This window comes from Paenibacillus xylanexedens, from assembly GCF_007676705.1.
GTDB classification, from domain to species: domain Bacteria; phylum Bacillota; class Bacilli; order Paenibacillales; family Paenibacillaceae; genus Paenibacillus; species Paenibacillus xylanexedens_C.
Map to the genome: position 1 here is coordinate 392,143 of NZ_VEBF01000003.1, position 21,434 is coordinate 413,576.

18 protein-coding genes are annotated in these 21,434 nt (G+C 50.3%); 7 read left to right on the top strand and 11 right to left on the bottom strand.

What is annotated here, in order from left to right; genetic code table 11:
• Positions 1 to 433 precede the first annotated feature (433 nt).
• Positions 434 to 823 carry a nuclear transport factor 2 family protein gene (locus FS628_RS19615; protein ID WP_145324735.1) on the bottom strand — a complete coding sequence of 130 codons (390 nt, stop codon included), beginning with the start codon at positions 821 to 823 and terminating at the stop codon, positions 434 to 436.
• A 393-nt stretch (positions 824 to 1,216) separates the two neighbouring features.
• Between FS628_RS19615 and FS628_RS19620 the strand changes: the two genes are divergently transcribed.
• From FS628_RS19620 to FS628_RS19630, 3 genes are all read left to right on the top strand, one after another.
• The gene (locus FS628_RS19620; RefSeq protein WP_260871118.1) at positions 1,217 to 1,534 is read left to right on the top strand and encodes an ArsR/SmtB family transcription factor; all 318 of its coding nucleotides are present in this window, start codon (positions 1,217 to 1,219) and stop codon (positions 1,532 to 1,534) included.
• 64 nt (positions 1,535 to 1,598) lie between these two features.
• Positions 1,599 to 2,414: a hypothetical protein gene (locus FS628_RS19625; RefSeq protein WP_145324736.1), complete on the top strand. Its 816-nt coding sequence runs from the start codon at positions 1,599 to 1,601 to the stop codon at positions 2,412 to 2,414.
• Between the two features lie 117 nt (positions 2,415 to 2,531).
• Entirely contained in the window at positions 2,532 to 3,491 is a 960-nt protein-coding gene (locus tag FS628_RS19630) for an MraY family glycosyltransferase (protein WP_145325010.1), read from the top strand.
• A gap of 109 nt (positions 3,492 to 3,600) precedes the next feature.
• On the opposite strand, the gene cydC is transcribed toward FS628_RS19630, so the two are convergent.
• From cydC to FS628_RS19650, 4 genes are read right to left on the bottom strand one after another with little or no spacing between them, the layout of a single operon-like run.
• Positions 3,601 to 5,538: a thiol reductant ABC exporter subunit CydC gene (gene cydC / locus FS628_RS19635; RefSeq protein WP_145324737.1), complete on the bottom strand. Its 1,938-nt coding sequence runs from the start codon at positions 5,536 to 5,538 to the stop codon at positions 3,601 to 3,603.
• 1 nt (position 5,539) lies between these two features.
• Positions 5,540 to 7,450: a thiol reductant ABC exporter subunit CydD gene (gene cydD / locus FS628_RS19640; RefSeq protein ID WP_145324738.1), complete on the bottom strand. Its 1,911-nt coding sequence runs from the start codon at positions 7,448 to 7,450 to the stop codon at positions 5,540 to 5,542.
• A 1-nt stretch (position 7,451) separates the two neighbouring features.
• The gene (gene cydB, locus FS628_RS19645) at positions 7,452 to 8,507 is read right to left on the bottom strand and encodes a cytochrome d ubiquinol oxidase subunit II (RefSeq protein WP_260871119.1); all 1,056 of its coding nucleotides are present in this window, start codon (positions 8,505 to 8,507) and stop codon (positions 7,452 to 7,454) included.
• Complete coding sequence (locus tag FS628_RS19650; protein ID WP_145324739.1) at positions 8,452 to 9,867, bottom strand: cytochrome ubiquinol oxidase subunit I; 1,416 nt, start codon at positions 9,865 to 9,867, stop codon at positions 8,452 to 8,454. Before FS628_RS19650 ends, cydB begins: the two co-directional genes overlap by 56 nt.
• A 383-nt stretch (positions 9,868 to 10,250) precedes the next feature.
• Between FS628_RS19650 and FS628_RS19655 the strand changes: the two genes are divergently transcribed.
• The 4 genes from FS628_RS19655 to FS628_RS19670 are packed head-to-tail and all read left to right on the top strand — an operon-like array spanning position 10,251 to position 14,557.
• On the top strand, positions 10,251 to 11,543 hold the full coding sequence (locus FS628_RS19655; protein ID WP_145324740.1) for a hypothetical protein: 1,293 nt from the start codon (positions 10,251 to 10,253) through the stop codon (positions 11,541 to 11,543).
• Positions 11,543 to 12,535 (top strand): glycosyltransferase, encoded by a 993-nt coding sequence (locus FS628_RS19660; RefSeq protein WP_145324741.1) that lies wholly within the window; start codon positions 11,543 to 11,545, stop codon positions 12,533 to 12,535. The genes FS628_RS19655 and FS628_RS19660 overlap by 1 nt, the downstream gene beginning before the upstream one ends.
• 1 nt (position 12,536) lies before the next feature.
• Positions 12,537 to 13,889, top strand: coding sequence for a glycosyltransferase family 4 protein (locus FS628_RS19665; protein WP_145324742.1), 1,353 nt, complete (start codon positions 12,537 to 12,539; stop codon positions 13,887 to 13,889).
• Complete coding sequence (locus tag FS628_RS19670) at positions 13,886 to 14,557, top strand: class I SAM-dependent methyltransferase (protein ID WP_145324743.1); 672 nt, start codon at positions 13,886 to 13,888, stop codon at positions 14,555 to 14,557. Before FS628_RS19665 ends, FS628_RS19670 begins: the two co-directional genes overlap by 4 nt.
• Positions 14,558 to 14,877: 320 nt before the next feature.
• Here the strand turns inward: FS628_RS19670 and FS628_RS19675 are convergent, their stop codons facing one another.
• The 6 genes from FS628_RS19675 to FS628_RS19700 form a co-directional block, all read right to left on the bottom strand.
• The gene (locus FS628_RS19675) at positions 14,878 to 16,224 is read right to left on the bottom strand and encodes an MFS transporter (protein WP_145324744.1); all 1,347 of its coding nucleotides are present in this window, start codon (positions 16,222 to 16,224) and stop codon (positions 14,878 to 14,880) included.
• A 69-nt stretch (positions 16,225 to 16,293) separates the two neighbouring features.
• Positions 16,294 to 17,472: a winged helix-turn-helix domain-containing protein gene (locus tag FS628_RS19680; protein WP_145324745.1), complete on the bottom strand. Its 1,179-nt coding sequence runs from the start codon at positions 17,470 to 17,472 to the stop codon at positions 16,294 to 16,296.
• Between the two features lie 118 nt (positions 17,473 to 17,590).
• A complete protein-coding gene (locus tag FS628_RS19685) occupies positions 17,591 to 18,385 on the bottom strand; it encodes an ABC transporter ATP-binding protein (protein ID WP_036606660.1) in 795 nt (264 codons plus the stop codon).
• A 2-nt stretch (positions 18,386 to 18,387) separates the two neighbouring features.
• Positions 18,388 to 19,248, bottom strand: a complete 861-nt coding sequence (locus FS628_RS19690; protein WP_440131299.1) for an ABC transporter permease — start codon at positions 19,246 to 19,248, stop codon at positions 18,388 to 18,390.
• A 152-nt stretch (positions 19,249 to 19,400) separates the two neighbouring features.
• On the bottom strand, positions 19,401 to 20,450 hold the full coding sequence (locus tag FS628_RS19695; protein ID WP_145324747.1) for an ABC transporter substrate-binding protein: 1,050 nt from the start codon (positions 20,448 to 20,450) through the stop codon (positions 19,401 to 19,403).
• 328 nt (positions 20,451 to 20,778) lie between these two features.
• A complete protein-coding gene (locus FS628_RS19700) occupies positions 20,779 to 21,426 on the bottom strand; it encodes a helix-turn-helix transcriptional regulator (RefSeq protein WP_145324748.1) in 648 nt (215 codons plus the stop codon).
• Between the last annotated feature and the right edge of the window lie 8 nt (positions 21,427 to 21,434).

Consider the following 21,434-nt stretch of genomic DNA (forward strand, 5'->3'; position numbering starts at 1 on the left):
TGAAAGTGAGAATAACCGAAAAATAGCGTCTCAGCGATTCGTTAGAATCTGACTTATGCCGATTTTCGGCCAATAGCGCGTCTCAGGTTCGTTAGAATTGACAGACCATTGTCACCATGCAGTGAATTACCATCTCCTAAGCTGCCTCTGGCTCAGAATAACCTACGGCTCTAGCGACTACATCTTATGCACATTTATGAGGACCCTCCCGCCATGTTTAAGACATGCGGGAGGGTCTTTTTCATGTACAGATTTTCATGTACAGTTTTTGTTTACCAATTTACCTGTAGAACTGTGCTACTAGAGTGATTAAGCCCTCGTCCTCAGCGCCTTCCAAATCACCTAAATATTCCATAAAAAAAGCCCCACAGCTTGAAAGACTGTAGAGCTTCGTTTCCTAACCATTGCATTATTACCTATTTACACTCCGCTATTACTGATTATACTTGCTGAACGCATTCTGGTCTGCCTGTACATTTTCCAGGTACACGATCTGCCCCGCATCATTCACACGAGCAATATCAATGCCTGTCTTGGCATATACGGTTCCGTCAGCCGCTTGTCCGCATACCGCCCAATTGGTTTGGTAGCTGCCATCAGGCTGTTGCACCCAACCGTCCCACATATGTTTTACGTCTTTATTGTACTCGTAGAAGGCCTTCATAAAACCGTCGAATCCTGTTCGGCTGGTGCCGTTAAGCACAATCTCTGCGTCCGGTGTGAAAAGAGATAACAAATCCTCCATGGCACGCTCGTCTGTACGTGAAGCATCAAATAAACGGAAATAGTTGTTCAACAGTGTAGTGGTATTTGTAGCATTCATTCATATTCCTCCTAGAATAAAAAATCCGATTTCCAATCTTTCAGTTCGAATATTTTCGAACTAAGTGAAAAGAAATGTAACACACTTCTTATACTGCCTGCAAGGAATATATAAGTTGAGACCGACTTTCCCACTAACACGGAGAGTGCAGAACCAATCTGAAGAAGCGAAGCGTGCGCTTAAAAGCTTTCTGAAAGAAAGCTACATCGGAAGCATACGCTATCACCGGATTTTGCCCTTAGACCAAGGGAATAAAGAAAATCTGGGGATAAGAGCGATCGAAAGATGGTACTGCAATCGGAGTAAACAAGTGTAATAGTTACAGTTAAACTTCTATAGTTCGAAATTTTTCAAACATTGAAAGAGAAAGCCGAATGTGCTAACGTCATAGATATGAGAACTCCAACGATACCTATGGCTTCGGAATTCAAGCTGACCACGGTCTGCAATGCATTGGGTGATCCAATCCGCATGAAAATTGCACACTGTCTGGCCAGCTCTGGCGAGAAAAACTGTTCCGCCTTCGAAGTAGACCATATTTCCAAATCCACGTTGTCCCATCACATTAAAATTTTAAGAGAAGCTGGCGTAATCCAGCCGCGCATTGAAGGTAAACAGCACTTTTATTCCCTACGAAAGGAAGAACTAAATACACGTTTTCCGGGACTAGTCGAGATGATTCTGAATACAACCGCGGAATATGCACATTAAGCAGGTCTGAGATAGAAGAATCACAATGATCATAATCGCAATTCGGATACAGGAGGCTCAACATATGGACAAAAAAGCGGCAAAGATACTGCTGAGCACATTCTGGGGAGGCGGCGGCTGGAAAACAACTTCTGCTCCCTTCTCTGGAGATGAATTTGAATATGCCAAGAGCCAAGGCGTTATGTTCGATCCAATCACGATCACGCATGATGAGATTGTCCAGCGTCTGTACGCCATGCATCAGGATGACTCCTTCAAGGAACGCGTGATTTCGGCCTTTCTACATAGTCTGTCCACCAAAAAAGTCTACCTGCGCAGCGCATTATCCAGCTGGGCTTTAACATCGAACATGCCTTTACACACCTACGCGGAACGCCCTGCCCTTCACGCTAATACCAGTGCCTGTGGAGATTGCAATTTCCTGCGTTTGCAGTCAGACAAGGAATATTCCAACGTAGACTTGAACGTCCTTAATTTTGAACGGATCAAATGGGGTGGCGTACGTCATGGTTGGTTACTCTACTGCCTGATGGATCTGGAATTACTGCTACAAGACAAGGATGCAAACTATGAAGTAGCACCTGAAGATCAGGCTATCCTTGTAAATCTTCTTGAAGCAGCACAGACAGAAGATCCCAAGGACAGTGCACGTTCACTGGAGAAAAAGTGGAAAGATCTCTTCCCTTCCAGCAAACAGGAGCGGGACGCCCTGCTGGAAATTTGGGCCGCAGCCGGTATACTGATCCCTGGAGATAAACCGAGAAAAGGCAAGGGAGGCTCCAATGATTTCGTCTTTGCAGCAACTTGGCAAGGCGATGATGGATATCATGTAGAAACCGCATATCATTATTTCGGCTCCTATCTTCCTCAAAAGCAATAGAATCCGATTTCTGCTCACCTTTGCGTGCGTCTGGTTACAATAATGACATCGACAGATTTCCTGTTTAACTCGTATAATAAGGGGAAATTGGTAGATGGGAGTGAAACAAGCGAGTTTATGGTATACATACTGGCTTTTATAGTGTCTTTTGCTGTCGTGGTTCTACTTATTCCGCCGCTTGGTCGACTGGCTCATCGGCTCGATTTTGTGGACAAGCCCCGGGAAGATGTGGAGCGTAAGCTGCACAGGCAACCTATCCCGCTCACGGCGAGTTACGCGATATTTACTGGATTTTTCCTGACATACATTGCTCTTACGAAAGAAATCACATGGGAAACGGCGGCCCTGGTCGCTGGTGGTATGCTTCTGCTAACGATTGGTACCGTCGACGACTGGTACAAAACAAAAGGCAAAGATTTTCCTGCCCTGCCCAAGATGCTCGTACAGGTCTCTGCGGCAGTACTCGTATTTGCTTCAGGTATTGCGTTCACCGGATTCGTGAATCCCTTCAACGCGGAATATGTCATGCTTCCGATCTGGCTGCAATTCATTCTCACGATCCTGTGGATCTTCGGGGTGACAACTGTCATCAACTTCTCGGACGGCATGGACGGACTGGCTGGGGGATTATCGGCCATCTCGGCTATTACCCTGTTCATCGTGGCCCTTGCCAAAGGTCAAAGTGATTCCGCACTCATGTCGATTATTCTGGTCGGTGTGACGATCGGTTATCTGAAGTACAACAAAGCTCCTGCCAAAGTGTTCATGGGCGATGCAGGTGCTACGTTCCTCGGCTTCATTCTGGCGGTTATCGCTCTGGATGGTGCATTCAAACAAGCAACCATGTTGTCCATTTTCATTCCGATTCTGGCGCTCGGTGTACCGATCTTCGATAACATCTTTGTCGTTATCAAACGCTTCATTCAAGGTAAAGCGATCTACCAGGCCGATGCGAGTCAAGCCCATTATCGGCTGCTGCGTGCAGGATTGAACCACAAACAGGTTGTTGCTGTGCTCTATCTCGTCAGCACTTGTCTGTGTCTGTCCTCCATTATTTTAATGTTGGTGGAAATGTAATTATCCGCACCGAAAGCGGTCATATCGAAATGTAAAAAGAGACGAGTCCAAGATTTCTTGGCTCGTCTCTTTGCTATGCTTATATGGTTCGGCGCTAACAGGCTCCCACTTATCTCGAAGCTACGGGTGGCAACGGTTGTGTCTGTTGCTGCCGACCTGTCCATCCTGGCCGATCGAGTTCGATGAGACGGCGGTATCGCTCTTCCCCGGTCAGCAGTTGTTCGTGAGAACCCTGCATGGCAATCTGACCATTTTCCATAAAAATAAGTTCGTCCATCTGTTCCGCACCAATCAGGTGATGGGTGACCCAGATCATCGTCTTGCCTTGCAAGCTGTCCAGGATGGTCCGCATCAGTTCGCGTTCCGTCACCGGATCAAGCCCTACGGTTGGTTCATCCAATATAATAACAGGTGTCTCCCGAAGCAGTACCCGGGCCAGAGCGATCCGTTGCCTTTCCCCGCCGGAGAAACGCAAGCCCGTCTCCAGCATCGGCGTATCATATCCCTGCGGCAAGGATTCGATCAGACCGGATAAACCTACTTGCGCAGCCACCTGACGAATCTGCTCATCTGTTGCATCCGGACGTCCAATCCGCAAATTATTCGCTACCGTGGTATCGAACAGGTGCGGACTCTGGTTCAGTACCGCGATGACATCAGTGACACTTTCACCCAAGGTCTGCACAGACATATTATTGATCAGAACTTTCCCCGCAGACGGAAGCAAAGCCCCCTGAATGAGCTTCAACAATGTCGATTTGCCGCCGCCGCTTCGTCCAAGGATAGCCAGACGTTTGCCTTGTGGCAGATGAAGAGACACATCCTGTACAGCGTAAGAATCATCCTCTGCATAACGGTAACTTACACGATGAATCTCGATTTCTGCTCTTAATTTGGGCGGAATGCGAAGACGAATTCGTCTGTCCGGGATATCATTCGCAGCTGGCAAGGACTCAGATGGCTGTCCAGCCAATCCGTTGCCGTTTGTTACTCTAGAGATCGATTCGCCCGTCCCGTCAACATCATCCGCCCCATTCTGCACCGGAAGATGCTCTTTCCCTTCCAGCTGTTTCAAGCGGTCCAGCGACTCCCGGTACTGTGGAAGGTGCTCCACAGCATCCCCTACTGGCAGGAGCGTTTCCGTGAGCGGAAATAGAACCAGCACAAAAGCAGCAATCATCACAGCAGGTAATTGTCCGACAGAAGTGGCGTTTCCTGCCCATAACGTAACCGATACCACCAGCAGACCAATGACACACTGGGCAATCAGATCACGCCAGCGTGTCCAACGCCGCAACTTGCGACGAATCGCGTTGACCTGTTCCTCCGCCTCTTCCTGCTGCTGAACAAATTCGGCTGCTCGCCCACTTGCAAGCCAATCTCCCAGTCCAAGCACCCCGTCAGTCAGACGGGTGTACAACCTACTGTTTTCCTTTTTCAGCCGAACACGCCATTTCCACGTTACTTTCAGGGAAATTGCAGGTAGCGCGGCAACGAGAAATAACATATACAAGCCCATCCACACCGCGAATCCCAGATCAACACTGCCGAAGGCGACCACAGCCGCACCGTACATCACAAGCGCGGTAACGGCGGGAAAAACGGTACGGAGATAGATATCCTGCAGCCGCTCCACATCATCGGCCAGTGCTCCAAGCACATCTCCGGTCTGCATGCGGGAGCGCAGGAACAGGGCCTGTGGCTCCAGAATGCGATACAGCTTCACCCGCTGATCGGCTAACACCCGCAGTACGGCATCATGTCCTGCCAATCGCTCGATATATCGAAAGACAGCTCGGAATATTCCAAATGCACGTACACCTACAATGGGGACATATACCATCAGAATATTTTCGGGACGCAGCGCAGACTTGGAGATCAGAAATCCGGAGGTGAACAGCAACAGCACCGCACACAAGGCAGCGCATGTGCCCAGCGCAATGACTGCAATGAATCTCCAGCGGTACTGTGCCACATACGGAGCGATCCAGCTATTTTTTTCTTTTTTGTTACGGACGTTCTCCATATGTTCATATCCGGACTTCATTTTATATCGCCTCCATCTGGGCCTGAATCATCTGATAATATACGCCTTGTCGTGCCAGCAACTCCTGATGTGTTCCCGTCTCTGCCACTGTACCGCCGTCCATGACAATAATTCGATCCATATGTGGCATCCAGTGCAGACGATGGGTAGCCAAAAATACAAGTTTGCCATCAAACAGCGGCAGCATCGTCTGTTTCAGTTCGTACTCCGTTTCCACATCCAGATGTGCCGTCGGTTCATCGAGCAGCAGAATGTTCCGTTGACTAAGCAAAGCTCTTGCCAGTGCCACACGCTGCTCCTGCCCACCACTGAGTTGTCTGCCCCCAGCACCAATGGGCTCATGCAGTCCACCGGATAATGAGGTCAGAAGCTTGGTTAATCCGGCAGCGCTAACTGCCTTCGCCACTTCCGCATCCGAAGCCTCCGGCATGTAGAAACGAACGTTATCCGCCAGACTTCCGCTGAAGATATACGGATGCTGCGGGATGGCTGCCGTCTGTCTTCGCCAGGATTCAAGCATATCCTGTGTCACAGGCTGTCCGTTAGCTAATACTTGGCCTGAAGTAGGCAGCTGAAATCCAGCCAATACGTCAATCAACGTGGACTTGCCTGCTCCGCTAGCGCCGATAATACCGATTTTGCCAAGACCTGTAATCTGAAAGGTAACATCCTTTAGCGAATAAGGACCTTCATCATCGTGTCGTACCTGTACATCCGTTAGTGCCAATCTGCTATTCTCATTCCAGGAGGTCACCGAGGAAGAGGAAGGAACAAGATCAGGAGTAATAGAAGCAGGATCAGGATCAAGATGCCCCGCAGTCATTTTGTCGTTCAACACGACGCGTATGGTCGAAGAGCTCGCTTTCCTTTTACCCGAAGATAATAATGATGTATATCCCGTCTCGTCTTTTGTCGTGTCCGCATGCACAACAACATTCGCATAGGCTTCTTTCTGTTTCCGTTCAGCGGCTTTCCCACGTTCAATCATCTGATTAATGGCTGCTCCTGCTTCTTTGCCATCCAATGTGGCATGGTAATCGGCGCCGAGCATACGTACAGGCAGGAAATATTCCGGAGCGAGAATGAGTACCGTCAGTGCAGGACCAAGCAGCATATGTCCCTCCGTCAGACGCAACCCCAAGCCAACTGCCACCGAAGCAACAGACAGCATCGTGAAGAAGTCGAGTGCAAACGAAGAAAGAAAGGCCATACGCAGCGTAGACATCGTCGCCTTCCGATACCGCTGACTGACCCGCAGAATAGACCCTTCGTGTGTTTTGCTCTGCCCCAATGTTTTCAGCGTTTCCAGACCACGCAAGGTATCGACAAAATGGTTAGCGAGTGCTTTGTAGGATCTGAATTGCCCGTCTATCTTCCGCTGCGCAGCGAGGCCAATCAGAATCATGAACACGATCAAAATCGGGAGTGTCAGCATCAGAATAACTCCGGACATCAGATCCAACTTGAATACATACAACAGAATGACGATAGGGGTAAACCCCATGCCCAGCATGCGAGGAATGAATAGTTCCAGATACGTCTTGTATTGGGCTGTTCCCTCACGTGCCAGCGTAACCAGATGGCCTGTGCCCTCCGTCTTGGCATAACGCGGTCCAAGCCTGAACCACTGCTCCACCATCTGTCTGCGCAGATCGGTTCCTGTCCTCTCCGCATATCGTGAGGTCACGAGTTGTAACCAGAAGGATAGGGCATAGCGGGCGGCAAAAGCAGCCAGGAACAGCAGCAGTACAGGGTACTGCTCCGTTACGGATGAACCTTCAAACAATGCCGTGATGGCCTGTGCCAGCCATTTGGCTTGCATCATGATCGTCATCGCCTGTAGCAGCACCAGCGCTGAGGCCAGCGCAAGTACCGGCCGGATGCCCGGCAGCTTCATCAGCCCCCGTCCCATATCAGTACTCCAGGTGGTGCTGCTCGTTCAGACGTTTGCGGAAGATATAATAACTCCAGATCTGATAGCCGAGAACAAACGGCAGCAATGTGCAAGCTACAATGGTCATTACTTTCAAAGAATAAGCACCGGATGCCGCATTGTACACAGTCAGGTCATATGCCGCTCCAAAGGAACTCACCATCACTCTTGGGAACAATCCGATAAATACCGAGGCAAAGGCAATTGCAATCACTGCCCCTGTCATACCGAAAGCCCAGCCTTCACGCTTCTGACGAACGAAGTAAGCCGCAAGTGCAAGCGAGACTACGCCAAGTACAACCATGATCCAAAGAGCCCATCCGCGTACCGCGAACACATCGGTCATGAAATACGTCATTAACGCGTAAACAGCGAGCAGTGCAGCCAGCGGCAGCATTAATTTTTGCGCTGTATTCAAGGCACGCTCTCTGAGTTCCCCCACTGTTCGTAGTGAGGCAAACAGCAATCCATGAACCAGACACAGCAGCGTTACGCTCAAGCCACCAATCACGGTGTACGGATTAACGATATCGAAGAATCCTGCGCGTAACTGCATCTCCCCATCAATGGGAAGACCTTTCATCAACGTGGCAAAGACAACCCCGAACAGGAACGGCAAGAGCGCGCTGGAGACGACAATGATGATGTCCCACGTTTTGCGCCAGCGCTGCTGTTTCATTTTACTGCGGAATTCGAAGGCAACTCCGCGACCAATCAACGCGAGTAACACCACTACAAGTGGCAGGTAAAAACCACTGAACAACGTCGCATACCAGTGCGGGAAGGCAGCAAACATCGCTCCCCCTGCTGTAATCAGCCATACTTCGTTGCCATCCCAGAACGGACCGATCGAGTTGATCAGAGTCCGACGTTCACGATCTGTTTTAGCGATAATGCCTGTAGACATCCCCACACCAAAATCAAAACCTTCCAAAAAGAAGAAACCGACAAACAATACGGCAATCAGCAAAAACCACAACTCACTTAGTGACAACGGAATAACCTCCATCCACGCCGAACGGATCGGCCGATTCATCGTGATCTTCCGGCTTATCGACCGCAAACGGTCCTGCCTTGATCTCACGTACGAACAGGTATACCATCACGATTCCGAGAACCGTATACGCAGCGGTAAAAGCGATGGTCGAGAACAGGATCATTCCTGCGGATACATTCGGTGAGACCCCGGCTTCGGTTGTCATATAGCCAAATACTGTCCATGGCTGCCTTCCAACCTCGGTCATAATCCAACCTGATGTATTGGCGATAAACGGCAAGGAGATGGCAAATACCATCAGACGCATAAACCACTTTCCAGCGACCTCCAGCTTCTTGCGCATGGCCAGGAACGTACCGTATAGCGCCAGTGCAATCATCAGACCACCCGCAACGATCATGATGCGGAAACTCCAGAACGTTGTCCGTACTGGCGGAATGTAGTCCCCCGGTCCATACGTCTGTTCATACTCAGCTTGAAGCTCCTTCATGCCTTTGACACTGCCGGAGAACTTGCTATAAGACAGATAACTGAGCAAGCCGGGGATTTTGATCTCACCCGTGTTCTCCTGTTTGTCCGGATCGATAAAGGCGACCACCGTCCATGGCGCCGGATCTTCTGTCGTCGTCCATGTGCCTTCACTGGCTGCCATCTTCATCGGCTGTGTCTCCACCAGATATTGCGCCTGGAAGTGTCCGGAGAAAGCCACACCGAATGAGGAAACAAGCGCGATAATGATCGCAATACTGAACGATTTGCGGAAGATCTCTACATCCTGCTTTTTCATCAATTTGTAGGCACTGATCCCGGTTACCACGAAGGCCCCTGTCATCAATGCCCCAAAGATTGTATGCGGGAACTCGACGAGAAGCTGACCATTCGTGATAAGTGCAAAGAAATCATTCATCTCGGCTCGGCCGTTGTTGATCTCAAACCCGACGGGATGCTGCATAAATGAATTGGCTGCCAGAATCCACAGCGCGGACAGGAATGTGCCGACGAACACCAGCCAGATGCAGGCCAGATGCACTTTTTTGGACAAACGATCCCATCCGAATATCCACAATCCAATAAATGTAGACTCCATAAAAAACGCCAGTAGGGCTTCAATAGCCAGTGGCGCACCGAACACATCCCCGACAAATCGGGAGTACTCTGACCAGTTCATGCCGAACTGGAACTCCTGCAGAATACCTGTGACTACCCCGACGGCAAAGTTAATCAGGAACAGCTTGCCCCAGAACTTGGCCATCGTTTTGTAGATCTCCTTACCTTTAACAACGTACAACGTCTCCATAATCGCAACCAACAGTACAAGACCGATGGATAGCGGCACAAAAAAGAAATGGAAAATCGTTGTAAGTGCATATTGGATACGCGATAACATAATCGGATCCATACCGTTACCCCTTCTTTCTGTTCACTTCGCAGTATGCGTATTTGGCATTGAAGCTGCACCTTCGCTGTCTGTCCACCAAATACGTTGATGAACGTATTGTGCCAGATTACCTATTTTATACATGTGAGAATTATCACAATCTACGTGTTTAGAGTGAAAAAAAGTGACCTCGGTCACACAAAAGATAAAATTCAGCCTATTATCACAGCTTGCCCACTTCATCTATTCATGGAAGATACTCATGTTTGGGATGGAATGCCCATATGTTAGTCTCAGGCATATCATGCGAAGTACCGTGAGGGCTTTACATATGAAGTGAAAGCATGAAGCACATGAAGAGAGAATGAAACACCATAATACAGTCAAGGTGAGGTGAAGCATTCATGGAAAAACCTGCGCCATTACCAAGTGTAGATCCCGAATCCAGCCCGATTGAGGACAGTACAGCCCAGCCGCCTGTCCGGTATATTCTCTTCCCTCGCAAAGGGGGCTGGTCCTCCTTTCCTTATCCCGATATCGCTGCTCTGCTGTCGATCGAGGGAGATGTCTATTATGTCAGCAGCCTGACGCAGACAGAGGATGTACCTGCGGCCATCACCGTCATCTCCCTCCCTGAAGCTGAACAACTACTGCTGGAACCTCGCACCGTAGCAGTGGTCACCCATCCCTACTGGCTAATGGCTACAGCTTCGCTGGAGCCTGAGCTATGTATCGCCCTGCTCCCTGAGCCTGCTGGAAACGAAGCAGAATCTCCACTATGGGAGAGCAGTATTTCCAAACTGGTCGGCATCGCCGATCTGGTAGGTACCTCCTCCGAAACACGGTATTTGAAGCTGTTATTCCAAGGCGTACGCGCCATCTGGCTGGGCGGAGAAGACCCTACACCCGCGGGTACGATGCAAAAGGATGATCTTGAAATCCCTCTCCGGGACTACGAACTGTTCTTCCTGCATGCGCTGCGGCAGATCCTGTCAGGAACGCTGGATAGCGTCACCCTGCTTCAATGCAGTGTACGTGCCGACTTCTACCGCCAGCTCCGGGCCAAAGCAGGGGCGCATGAGACGATATCTTTTTTACTGGCAGCTTATGAGTATCTGCTTGAGGATCCACGAGCCACCGCATCACTTCAGGAGGCCTTCACCCACGCGGTTATGAACGGTCGCAGTGATTGTGTAGTCTCCCATTATCGATTCCTGTCTGCCATTCATGCACGGGCCGGGCAGTTGGAAGACGCTCTGCTAGTGTATGGAATCAGTGCAGGCGACGAACAGGAACGACATCATTATGAACAGCTATGTCGCTGGCTTGAGGCGGGAGAAGATCAACTTGTGCGAGCGGAATTGCTACGTATTAACGATGATTACGGATACGCGCTGCGTATCCTGGACGAACTTGGCGGAGAAACCGCGAGACATTGGAAATTCCGCATCTTCCAGGAGACTGGACGTGTGGAAGAGGCACTGGCTCTCGTGCATGCAGTCGATATTCAGGATGATGCCAGTCGCCGGGATTATCAGCAATTATCGGGAAGTGCGCTGGCACTGCGAGGGGAACGACACGGGGCCGTCCGACATTTCCTCGAGACGGCACTGGAGGATGAGGATGCGCTGGCCCGGATTGTCGAGCTGGAGCTGTTGGATCATGCTGTGCAGCAATTGCTTGGGGAGGTGCCATGATGCTGGACCCGAAGAAGCGTAGACAACAGGTGAATGGGCCGATGGTGCACAGGGATATCCGAACCGAAACCACTTTCACGCCAACGGAAACAGTGGATAGGACACATATAAACTTATTGGAAAATGGCGATCACACGCCGGATCACGCACAACAATCACATGACTCCCGAAGCCAAGTGCATCTCTGGACTGACGCACAAGGTCAGTTGGATCAGTATACTGCTGCAATAGACGAGGAAACGAGCCTATTCAAAGAGCCCTTCTCCCTTCGTCGGGTTCGCAAAAGCAAAGACAACAAGCTGACCGCCATGCTTCAGGTTCGCAATGAGCGTGGCCGATACCTTGAAGAAGTATTGCATGATCTGAGTGAGTTCGTAGACGAGATCGTCATTGTGGACGATGCCAGCACAGATGGAACCCCGGATCTATGCAAAGCCTATCCGAAGGTGGTCCGCCTGGAGGTGCTGGAGAAACCGTTATTCGCCGAGGAATGGCGACTTCGCAATACCTTATGGCAAGCAGCTGCGGGAACACATCCCGACTGGTTGCTCTCGGTTGACGCGGATGAGTTATACAGCGCAGAGGCCAAGAAAGCCATACGCGCTCTGATTAATCAGGAGTATGCGGACTGGTTTGCATTCCGTTTCTACGATATGTGGGGTGGCCGGACTCACTACCGGGAAGATGATCTTTGGTGTCTGCACAAACGGCATACCGCTTCACTTGTACGGTATATGCCTGGATATCCTTATTTTTATCCACAGCAGAATCATCATGTTCCCCGTCTTCCCTTGTCCTGCACTGTATTGCCCGGGGTCAGCACGGAACTGAAGGTACAGCACCTCGGTTGGGCTGGCAGCCTGGAGGACCGGGTTCGTAAATATTTGCGCTACAAACGTATTGATCCGAGCGGTGAGTGGGGCAATCTTGCACATTACGAGTCGATTCTTGATCCGGAACCTCGGCTGATTCCCTGGAAGGAGGGACAGTGAGATGGGCGTGGTGAGTATTCTGACGCATAGCTTCACCGATGGATACAATCGGGAGTTCGGGCGGGTATTTGGCGGTGGACTGGAGCGCTACATTCTGGATCTGTGCAGTGTCATCCGTGGACTCGGGCATATTCCCGAGGTTCATCAGCTCTCTTATTTTGAAGCGTTTCAGACCCGGACGGAGCAGATCGATGTATTTGGCTATGCGTACGACATGAACGATGTGCCCGAAGCCTTCGACCGGATGGCAGCCGCAGCGCGTGGCCCAGTGATCTATGCCAGTTGTCTGTGGCAACCTATCACCTATAAACCCGGCAGTCTTGGCATCTGTCACGGCATTAACTGGGACCGTCCCGGACTGCCACTGGAGACCAAACAGCAAGTGGCGGAACATATTCAGTTGGCTCTGGATGGACTTGTACGTATTGTGTCTGTCGATTCGCATTTCCAGACCTTTTGCCGGGCCGCATGCACCTATACCGATCCAAAACAGGTTGTCCTGATTCCCAATGCAGTGGATACGTCCTATTTCACACCAGCCCCGCCAACACGCACCTTGGAGCAGGAACGTGAAGACGAATGGCTTGCTGCTTGGAAGAGCGATCTGGCGAGTCATGAGGAGAATGTTGGTGCAGTTATATCAGGGATGCAGGTAGTAAAGGGCAAGGATAGAGCGAATGGTGATGGAGCGGACAGTGGTAAACATCAGGGAGATAGCAACCGAGAGGGATCATTTGAAAAGCAAGCTGTGGATGCCCATGTGTCCTCTGCCCGTCCCCTTCGCATTATATATCCGCGCCGCATTAGCATGGAGCGGGGCATTATTCCGATGATGCTGGCAACAGATAAGCTGCTCGGAGCCTTTCCCGATCTGGAGATTGAATTTGCAGGGGAACTGATCGAAGGCAGTACGGTTGGAAGAGCCTTTCGTTATTGGCATCGTACTCATCCACATGCAGATCGAATTAACCAGCGCACGTATGATTTTCGGGATATTCGGGAGGCCTACCATCAGGCAGATATCGCCGTAATTCCAACGGTTTTCTCAGAGGGTACCTCCTATGCCTGTCTGGAAGCGATGAGCTGCGGACTTCCCGTGATTGCGTCCAATGTTGGTGGATTGAATGATCTGATTCAAGACGGATTTAACGGGCTGCTGGTGCCTCCTGGCGAGCAGGAATTGACTGCCGCACTGGTACGTCTCGTTCAGGATCGAGCCGAGCGTGAACGACTCGGGATCTACGCGCGCGAGGCCGCACTGTCCTATGATCTTTCCAGATGGCGGAGCCGGTGGAGTACGGTGCTGGAGACTTTTTTGGCAGAGACAGGATTGAAGGAGGGAATTCGGGGATGATGGATACGCCCAAGGCAACGGAATTCATGGAATCAAGATACATTCGGCAAAGTGACCCTAAAACGGACACATTCGTCTTCCCCCTGCATCCTGCATGGTGGAGCCGTCCTTATGAATATGAATGGGCCCGGCGCTTTGCACGTCCAGATGATGTCGTCCTTGATGCAGCCTGCGGCATCTCCCATCCATTCAAATTCTGGCTTGCAGAACACTGCCGCGAGGTTCATGCCTGCGACTGGGATGAACGTATTTTGTCTGAAGAGGCGATCCGGCTGGATATTGCTGCGGATTTTGGCGAGCAGGCCGCTCAGGATCTGCCGGAATCGGCTCTCGTCAGGTTACATCGTGCGCAGGCCAATCTGGCACAGCTTCCGTATGAGTCGGGTAAGTTTGATCGGGTGTTCTGTATCTCCGTATTGGAACATCTGGATACGGGCACGATGCTGCGGGCGTTTCGCGAGTTCGCCAGAGTACTGAAGCCGGACGGACAATTGATCGCTACCTTCGATGTACCAGAGATGCGACCGGATCTACTGGAGACGATCATGGCTGTTACCGGATTAACCATTGAAGATAAGCTGAACGTGGAAGAACCTGACGACGCCATCTGGTCTGATATGTATGGCACGCCGATTAGATGTTTCCGGGCTGTGATATGCAAAGGTTGAGACTGGTTGCATTGCGTTGAGTTAAGGCAGGTGGAAAATTGAGGGCTTGAGGACTGATCCATTAGCAACGGAACAATGCACGGTTCGGGAAATACTCCGATTATCGGCAGCTCCGTTGCTATTTCACGTTCAATCGGAGGATAGCTATGGAAACATGTGAAATACACCGCCCGGCGAGCAGCGCGAGCGTGCCGCAGGCGGAAGTGTGATTGCTCAATATCCAACATTCCAGCACAGCAAACAGCCGCCTTCGGTGACTACCGGAAGCCGCTGTTTGTCTGACTGTAGATACAATGATGTTAGGAATCAGGTCAAAGCAGTCATGCCGATTCCTGCGGAATGATCTCTTTGGCTTCAGACATGGAGGGTTGCCTCACCCCCCACAAGATACGCTGCAGCAGTATGCCGGCCAAGCCAATGACTAACGTAGCGAGACCAATATACTGAAAAGTAGGACTCGCCCCTGTGGCACGAATCAGGGCACCACCGGCAATCGGTGCAATAACAAGCACCACACTGGATAACGAGTTTTGAATACCAAAGACACGTCCTACATAGGCAGGAGGGGTTTCCTTTTGCAGCAAATAATTCAGTGTTACCATAAAGAGCCCATTGCCTATCCCGATACAAAGGCCCCAGATGATGATCCAGATTTCGGGTGTATCTGGGCCGATCCACCCCAAGGCAGCGATTCCGGCACCCACGAACAGATATCCTCCACCGAGTCCCCACCCATACCCCATTCTCGGCAGCCGATTTATCAATAGAATGATGACCACCGCTCCCGCACCTGCCGATGAACCTAACCAACCTAGCAATGATTCATTACCCGGCTTGATCTCCCGGAACAGGGTCGTAAACTGATAATCAATCATGAGAATGGCCATGAGTCCAAAACAGCCAAACAACATCGTACTTAGTACGACACGGCTGCTCCGAATAAACCGCCAACCTTGCTGCCACTGGGTAAACAAGGATTCCGATGCACCCTCTGTGCCATCAACACTCCCGTCTGGTTCAACAGGCTCCGACTTCTCCACCAACCGCCGCAAAGGCCACAGCACTGCGCCCGACAACAGACGGGTACAGGCATTAATGACAATACAGATCTGTGGTGAAAAAAAGGCCAAAATGACTGCGCCCAGAAGCGGTCCTGCCACTTTCGAGCACTGGCTCACAAAACCGTTCAGGGAAGATGCCTGGAACAGATGCTCCTCTGCCACCACCTGACGGGTTAACGCCTGCTGGGCTGGAACATGGAATACATTCATCATGGCCCGCAGGGCAAGAAGTGGAAGCAACCATATTGGGCTTGGCGCAAACAGAATGGCAATGGTCAGGGCAACCGTAATCACATCACACAGCATCATGATCCTCACTTTGTGAAGTCGATCAGCCAATGCACCTGCAACGGAGCCCAGCAATATACCCGGGACAGCCATACATACTGGAATAAGCGCAATGATCAGCGGGTCGGCACCCCATCGGTAGGCCACCATCACCTGGATGGCGAGTGTATCGAACCAGTCTCCAAACGTAGCCAGAGCGTATGCGATAAACATGCGGACAAACCGGAGGTTGGTCCATAAGCTTTTGGAGGGTTCAGCAGATGGAGCTGGTACTTCGGTAGATTCATTGGATGTGGGCTTATTTGAAATGACGGTCATACATGTATTTCCTCCCTTGATTACAGCCAATTGTGGTCTGTATGTTCCTTGGCTGTAATCATAAGGGAGTTATATCAGAGGAAGATCAGAGGATGGGGATACAGGAGACAAAAAGTGACGTACCTTATCTACAATTTGTTGTCCATATGCGGGAACACCGTAACTTTTACCGATCTCTGCATACACTTGACGATATTTGCTGCGAAGTCTGCCTTCAATTCGATGATGACCCAGGAATAGGAGAATCTGATATGCAGCATTCAGATATAATGGTGCGTTCAGCGACATTTTCAACACATCCAGACCGTCATCCATTCTTAACTCTGCCTCACGAATCCGTCCCTGTCGAAGCAACCATAGGCCTTCCATCACCTGAAAACGTCCAATCTCTCGCAGATAGGGTGCATCCTTCAACCCTGCTCGCAGGACTGCCATCTGAGCCTCAACAGCTTCGCCGCTGCCACCCCATAGTTCCACATACAACGCTGCAAGTGCTACAGGCAGTCTGAAATTCTTGAGTTCGTCTGTCTCTAATACACGATACGTTTCTTCCAGCTGTGCTTTGGCCCGTTGATATTGGCCTACCTCTACATAGACTTCGATTATGTTCAAAATGCGGAGTTCCCGAAGCTGATCGGCAGACAAAGCAGATGAATTCAATGCCTGTTCATACATAGGTAAGCTTACGGATGGTTCAATTAGCGAGTGAACATAGATTAATAACCAGTACAAGCGTTCTTCGAAAGCAACTTCTTTCGTTGTAAGCAGCCATGCCAGATCTCCCTGTATAAAACGGATATACAACTGATAATAAGGCACAATCTGAATGCCGAGTGCTTCCTGCTGTTGCACCAGGGTCTGTATGGCGTTTCCCTGTCCAAACAAGTGATATTTACGAAGTAATCCGTGAATGGCTTCCTGCATTTCTGGGTTCTGAGCAGAAGGGCTAGCGGGTAGAGCGGACTTATTCTCATGCACAGCAAGCCGATAACCGTATCCCCGTACCGTATCCAGACTAATCTCGTCCCAGTGCTTCAGTTTCTTACGCAGACGATAGATATGATCATCCACGGTGCGTTCAACCGGATATTCCAGCGGCCATACCCGGTCCAGTAATTGACTGCGAGTGAAGGCTTTATCCTTGTTTTCATACAAAAAACGAAAAAGTGCAAATTCCTTCGCCAGCAGACGAATGGATTCCGTTCGCCGTGTTACCGTATATGTCCCCTCATCCAATTGCAAAGACATGCTTGGTTCCTCCTATATATTCTTCTCATCGTGTGTTCAACATACCACAAAAACCCTTTGCGAGAACGCAAAAGGTTTCTGTCGTGTATCTATTCTTCGAACGAGTTATTTTCTTGCCTTAACCGAGTACGACGCGGTCATCCGCCATTTTTTTGCCGCTAATACGCTCGAATTCGCCCAGTAGTTCCGGTACCGTCAACGTACGCTTGCGCTCTTCGCTGACATCCAGAATAATTCGGCCTTTGTCCATCATGATCAAACGGTTACCCAGACGAATCGCCTGCTCCATATTGTGCGTTACCATCAGCGTAGTCAATCTCATCTCACGCACAAGTGTCTCTGTCAGTTCCGTAATCAGTTCGGCACGTGAAGGGTCAAGAGCGGCCGTATGCTCATCCAGCAGCAGAATCTGCGGCTGGGTAAAGGTCGCCATCAGCAGACTGAGTGCCTGCCGCTCCCCGCCTGACAATAAACCGACTTTCGCGTTAGGCCGCTTTTCCAGTCCGATTCCCAGCTTCTCCAGTTGCGTGTTGAAAATCTCGCGTCTGGCACGGGTCACGCCAAAGCCCAGTCCACGCCCCTTGCCACGTTTGTATGCCATCGCCATATTTTCTTCAATGGACATATGTGGCGCTGTTCCTGCCATCGGGTCCTGAAACACCCGGCCAATCCAGCTGCTGCGCTTGTGCTCCGGCAAGTTTTTAATCGAACGGTCATTGATCAGTACATCACCCATATCCGGCTTCATCACACCCGAGATAATGTTCATCAGTGTGGATTTTCCGGCTCCGTTACTGCCAATCACCGTCACAAAGTCTCCCGGATTCATCGTCAGATTCACACCAACCAGCGCGGTCTTCTCATCCGTTGTACCTGGGTTGAACAGCTTGGTTACTTGCGTAATCTCCAGCATGATCACATACCTCCCTTCGCCTGTTGGCCCCCGGATCGCATCAACTCTTCTGTTCGTCTGCGAGCCAGACTTCGCTGCTTCATGGAGCGCTGCATCGTTGGGAATACAAGGGCGATAATGACGATCACAGCGGTGATCAGTTTCAGATCAGATGTATCGAACCACTCGACTTGAAGGGCAAGCGCGACCACAATCCGGTAGATGATTGAACCAACGATCGCTGCGAGTGTAGCCCAGAATACCGTTCTTGCTCCAAGAATGGCCTCACCGATAATCACGGAAGCCAGTCCGATGACGATCATACCGATACCCATCGTGATGTCCGCAAAGCCGGATTGTTGTGCAATGAATGCGCCAGACAGGGCAACCAATCCATTGGATAAGCTGACACCTACAATCGTAGTCACATCCGTATTTGCACCAAAGCTGCGAATCATGCGTTTGTTATCACCTGTCGCGCGTAGCGCAAGTCCAATATCTGTTTTCATGAACAGATCAAGCATGATTTTAAACACCAGCACGACGATGATAATTAGCACCATGACATGTTCGCCCGAGAATGGATTATCCATGCCCATAATGGATTTATTCGGTGCGCCAAGGATACGCATATTAATGGAGTAGAGCGCGATCATCATCAAAATCCCGGATAACAATCCGTTAATTTTGCCTTTGGTATGAAGCAGACCTGTACATGCCCCAGCCACCATGCCTCCAGCCATTGCCGCCAAACAAGCGAGCCAAGGAGAAAAGTCATTGGATATCATAACCGCCGCGATTGCGCCTCCTGTTGTAAAACTTCCGTCTACGGTAAGGTCAGGAAAATCGAGTATGCGGAACGTAATATATACACCAAGTGCCATCAGTGCGTATAAAAGCCCCAGCTCGATTGCTCCTTCAATTGAATTCCAGCTTATACTCACGCTACTTCCTCCCTGTCTATCGAAAAGAATGAGGCGAACCCGTTGCACGTTCGCCTCGCATCCTTACTGCCGGATTATGATCCGGTCCACAATTATTGAATAATGTTGTTGTCCTGGTCTTGCACTTCTGCCTTCATCTCATCCGTAACCGTGATGCCTTGGACTTCAGCCGCTTTCAGGTTCAGGATCAGATCCAGTTTGTCCGGAACGGTGACTTTCATGTCACCCGGTTTCGTACCATTCTTCAGAATGTCCGCAGCCATCTCACCAACCTGGTATCCGTGGTCATAGTATTTGAAGCCCACGGTTGCGAAAGCTCCTTTTTCAACGGTATCCCGGTCACTGGAGAAGAACGGAATTTTGTTGCTGTTTGCTGTTTGGATAATAGTGTCAACCGCACTCACGACCGAGTTATCGAGCGTGATGTAGAACGCATCTACTTTGCCAACAAGGGAATCCGTTGCCTGTTTTACTTCAGATGTATTCGTAACTGGTGCTTTCACCAGCTTGATATTATGTGTCGCCAGTGCTTTTTCTGCGTTATCTGCCATAACCACCGCATTCGGCTCACCTTCGTTAATGACCAAACCTACCGTTTTCACATCAGGCAGATTTTTGGCGATAAAGTCAGCCAATTGCACGATGGCCTCCGGGTTCGTGTCCGATGCACCTGTGATATTTCCGCCCGGCTTATTCATATCAGTCACCAATTTGGCACCCAGTGGGTCCGTTACCGCTGCGAACAATAATGGCTTGTCCTTCACTTGTTGAGCCAAAGCCAGTGCAGATGGTGTTGCGATACCGAGTACAAGATCGTTTTTGGAATCACCCGAGATTTTCTGTGCAATGGACAGGTTGTTCGTCGAATCACCTTGCGCGTTATTGTAATCGATTTTGAGGTTCTTGTTCTCTTCAATGCCTGCTTCCTTCAGGGCTGCGATGAATCCTTCACGTGTAGCATCCAGAGATGGATGTTCAACAATCTGCGAGATGGCAATCTGGTATGATTTTTCCTCGCTGCCTCCACCTGTTGTAGTCCCCGATCCTTCGGATTCCGAACCTGTACCGCTGTTATTTCCGCAACCTGCCGCAACGATCATTGAAGCAACCATCATCAGTGACATCCAGAATTTCTTTTTCATGTGTGAGAACCCCTCTCCATCTTATAAAATGTAGTTACCCTTACCTTATCGCCATTCCATTGGCACGATAAGGCGGGACAAAACGAACGCTTCAACGCATTGTTGCTTTGATCGACAAAAGTAGACAAATATAGACTTTCCTCATGCGACTGAAGTCCATGACCCGTGTTGCTGTAATATTGTTTCCCTAATATTAAGGTGCGTCCCGATTTCCGTCAATGGTTGAACCGCTTCCAATTTAGTTTCATCGTATGATTGTGATAGAAAACATTACATAACGGCAAAAAAGCAACCCGCAAGTTATGCGAGTTGCCTATGTCTTATTCAACTAATTCCCCGACGCTTCGCGAATCTCATACTTGCACCTTTTGCCGCCATCAGCGTAACATTCGGTACGCTCTACCTCAGCTTGAAGCAGCGAGCGAAACAGTTCCAGTTCACAGCGGCAAGCCTGCTTGTAGACACTCGCGACTTGCACAATCGGGCAGTTCATTTCCGTAATAACGTAGGTTCCATCTTCTTCTCTGGACGCATCCGCCATATATCCGTTGGCATTCTGTATACGCGCGAGTTCCTCCACCCGTCCGGCCAGATCCTGGCCCTCCATCTGTGGTAATCCGCTGCGAAGCAGCTTGTCCCGGCGACTCTCGAACAACGTATCCACCACACCGCTCCCGGCTGAGTCCGACAATTCTTCAAGCAGTTCCAGCGTCAGGGACGAATATGATTTTGGAAAATAGCTGTCCCCGCGTACCGTTAGATGGTACACCGAGGACGGACGTCCAGCCGTAGCCCGGGCTTCCCCAACTTCAATCCAGCCGTCCTGCTCCAATGCCGTCAGATGACGACGAATGGCCATGCCGGTCAGACCGAGCTCAGCAGTCATTTCCCTCGCAGTCATTGTGCCTTGCTGCTTCAGCATGAACAAAATCCGTTCACGCGTCGTTCGTTCCTCTTCGCGCTTCACGATCAGCACCTGCTCTC

Bases quoted from the DNA above. Each gene is read 5' to 3' on its own strand.
- FS628_RS19685 (WP_036606660.1), bottom strand. From the start codon at position 18,385: ATGCTGGAGATTACGCAAGTAACCAAGCTGTTCAACCCAGGTACAACG.
- FS628_RS19695 (WP_145324747.1), bottom strand. From the start codon at position 20,450: ATGAAAAAGAAATTCTGGATGTCACTGATGATGGTTGCTTCAATGATC.
- FS628_RS19615 (WP_145324735.1), bottom strand. From the start codon at position 823: ATGAATGCTACAAATACCACTACACTGTTGAACAACTATTTCCGTTTA.
- FS628_RS19690 (WP_440131299.1), bottom strand. From the start codon at position 19,248: ATGGCACTTGGTGTATATATTACGTTCCGCATACTCGATTTTCCTGAC.
- FS628_RS19660 (WP_145324741.1), top strand. From the start codon at position 11,543: ATGCTGGACCCGAAGAAGCGTAGACAACAGGTGAATGGGCCGATGGTG.
- FS628_RS19620 (WP_260871118.1), top strand. From the start codon at position 1,217: ATGAGAACTCCAACGATACCTATGGCTTCGGAATTCAAGCTGACCACG.
- cydC (WP_145324737.1), bottom strand. From the start codon at position 5,538: ATGAAGTCCGGATATGAACATATGGAGAACGTCCGTAACAAAAAAGAA.
- FS628_RS19655 (WP_145324740.1), top strand. From the start codon at position 10,251: ATGGAAAAACCTGCGCCATTACCAAGTGTAGATCCCGAATCCAGCCCG.
- FS628_RS19630 (WP_145325010.1), top strand. From the start codon at position 2,532: ATGGTATACATACTGGCTTTTATAGTGTCTTTTGCTGTCGTGGTTCTA.
- FS628_RS19680 (WP_145324745.1), bottom strand. From the start codon at position 17,472: ATGTCTTTGCAATTGGATGAGGGGACATATACGGTAACACGGCGAACG.
- cydB (WP_260871119.1), bottom strand. From the start codon at position 8,507: ATGAATCGGCCGATCCGTTCGGCGTGGATGGAGGTTATTCCGTTGTCA.
- FS628_RS19650 (WP_145324739.1), bottom strand. From the start codon at position 9,867: ATGGATCCGATTATGTTATCGCGTATCCAATATGCACTTACAACGATT.
- FS628_RS19670 (WP_145324743.1), top strand. From the start codon at position 13,886: ATGATGGATACGCCCAAGGCAACGGAATTCATGGAATCAAGATACATT.
- FS628_RS19665 (WP_145324742.1), top strand. From the start codon at position 12,537: ATGGGCGTGGTGAGTATTCTGACGCATAGCTTCACCGATGGATACAAT.
- FS628_RS19675 (WP_145324744.1), bottom strand. From the start codon at position 16,224: ATGACCGTCATTTCAAATAAGCCCACATCCAATGAATCTACCGAAGTA.
- FS628_RS19625 (WP_145324736.1), top strand. From the start codon at position 1,599: ATGGACAAAAAAGCGGCAAAGATACTGCTGAGCACATTCTGGGGAGGC.
- cydD (WP_145324738.1), bottom strand. From the start codon at position 7,450: ATGGGACGGGGGCTGATGAAGCTGCCGGGCATCCGGCCGGTACTTGCG.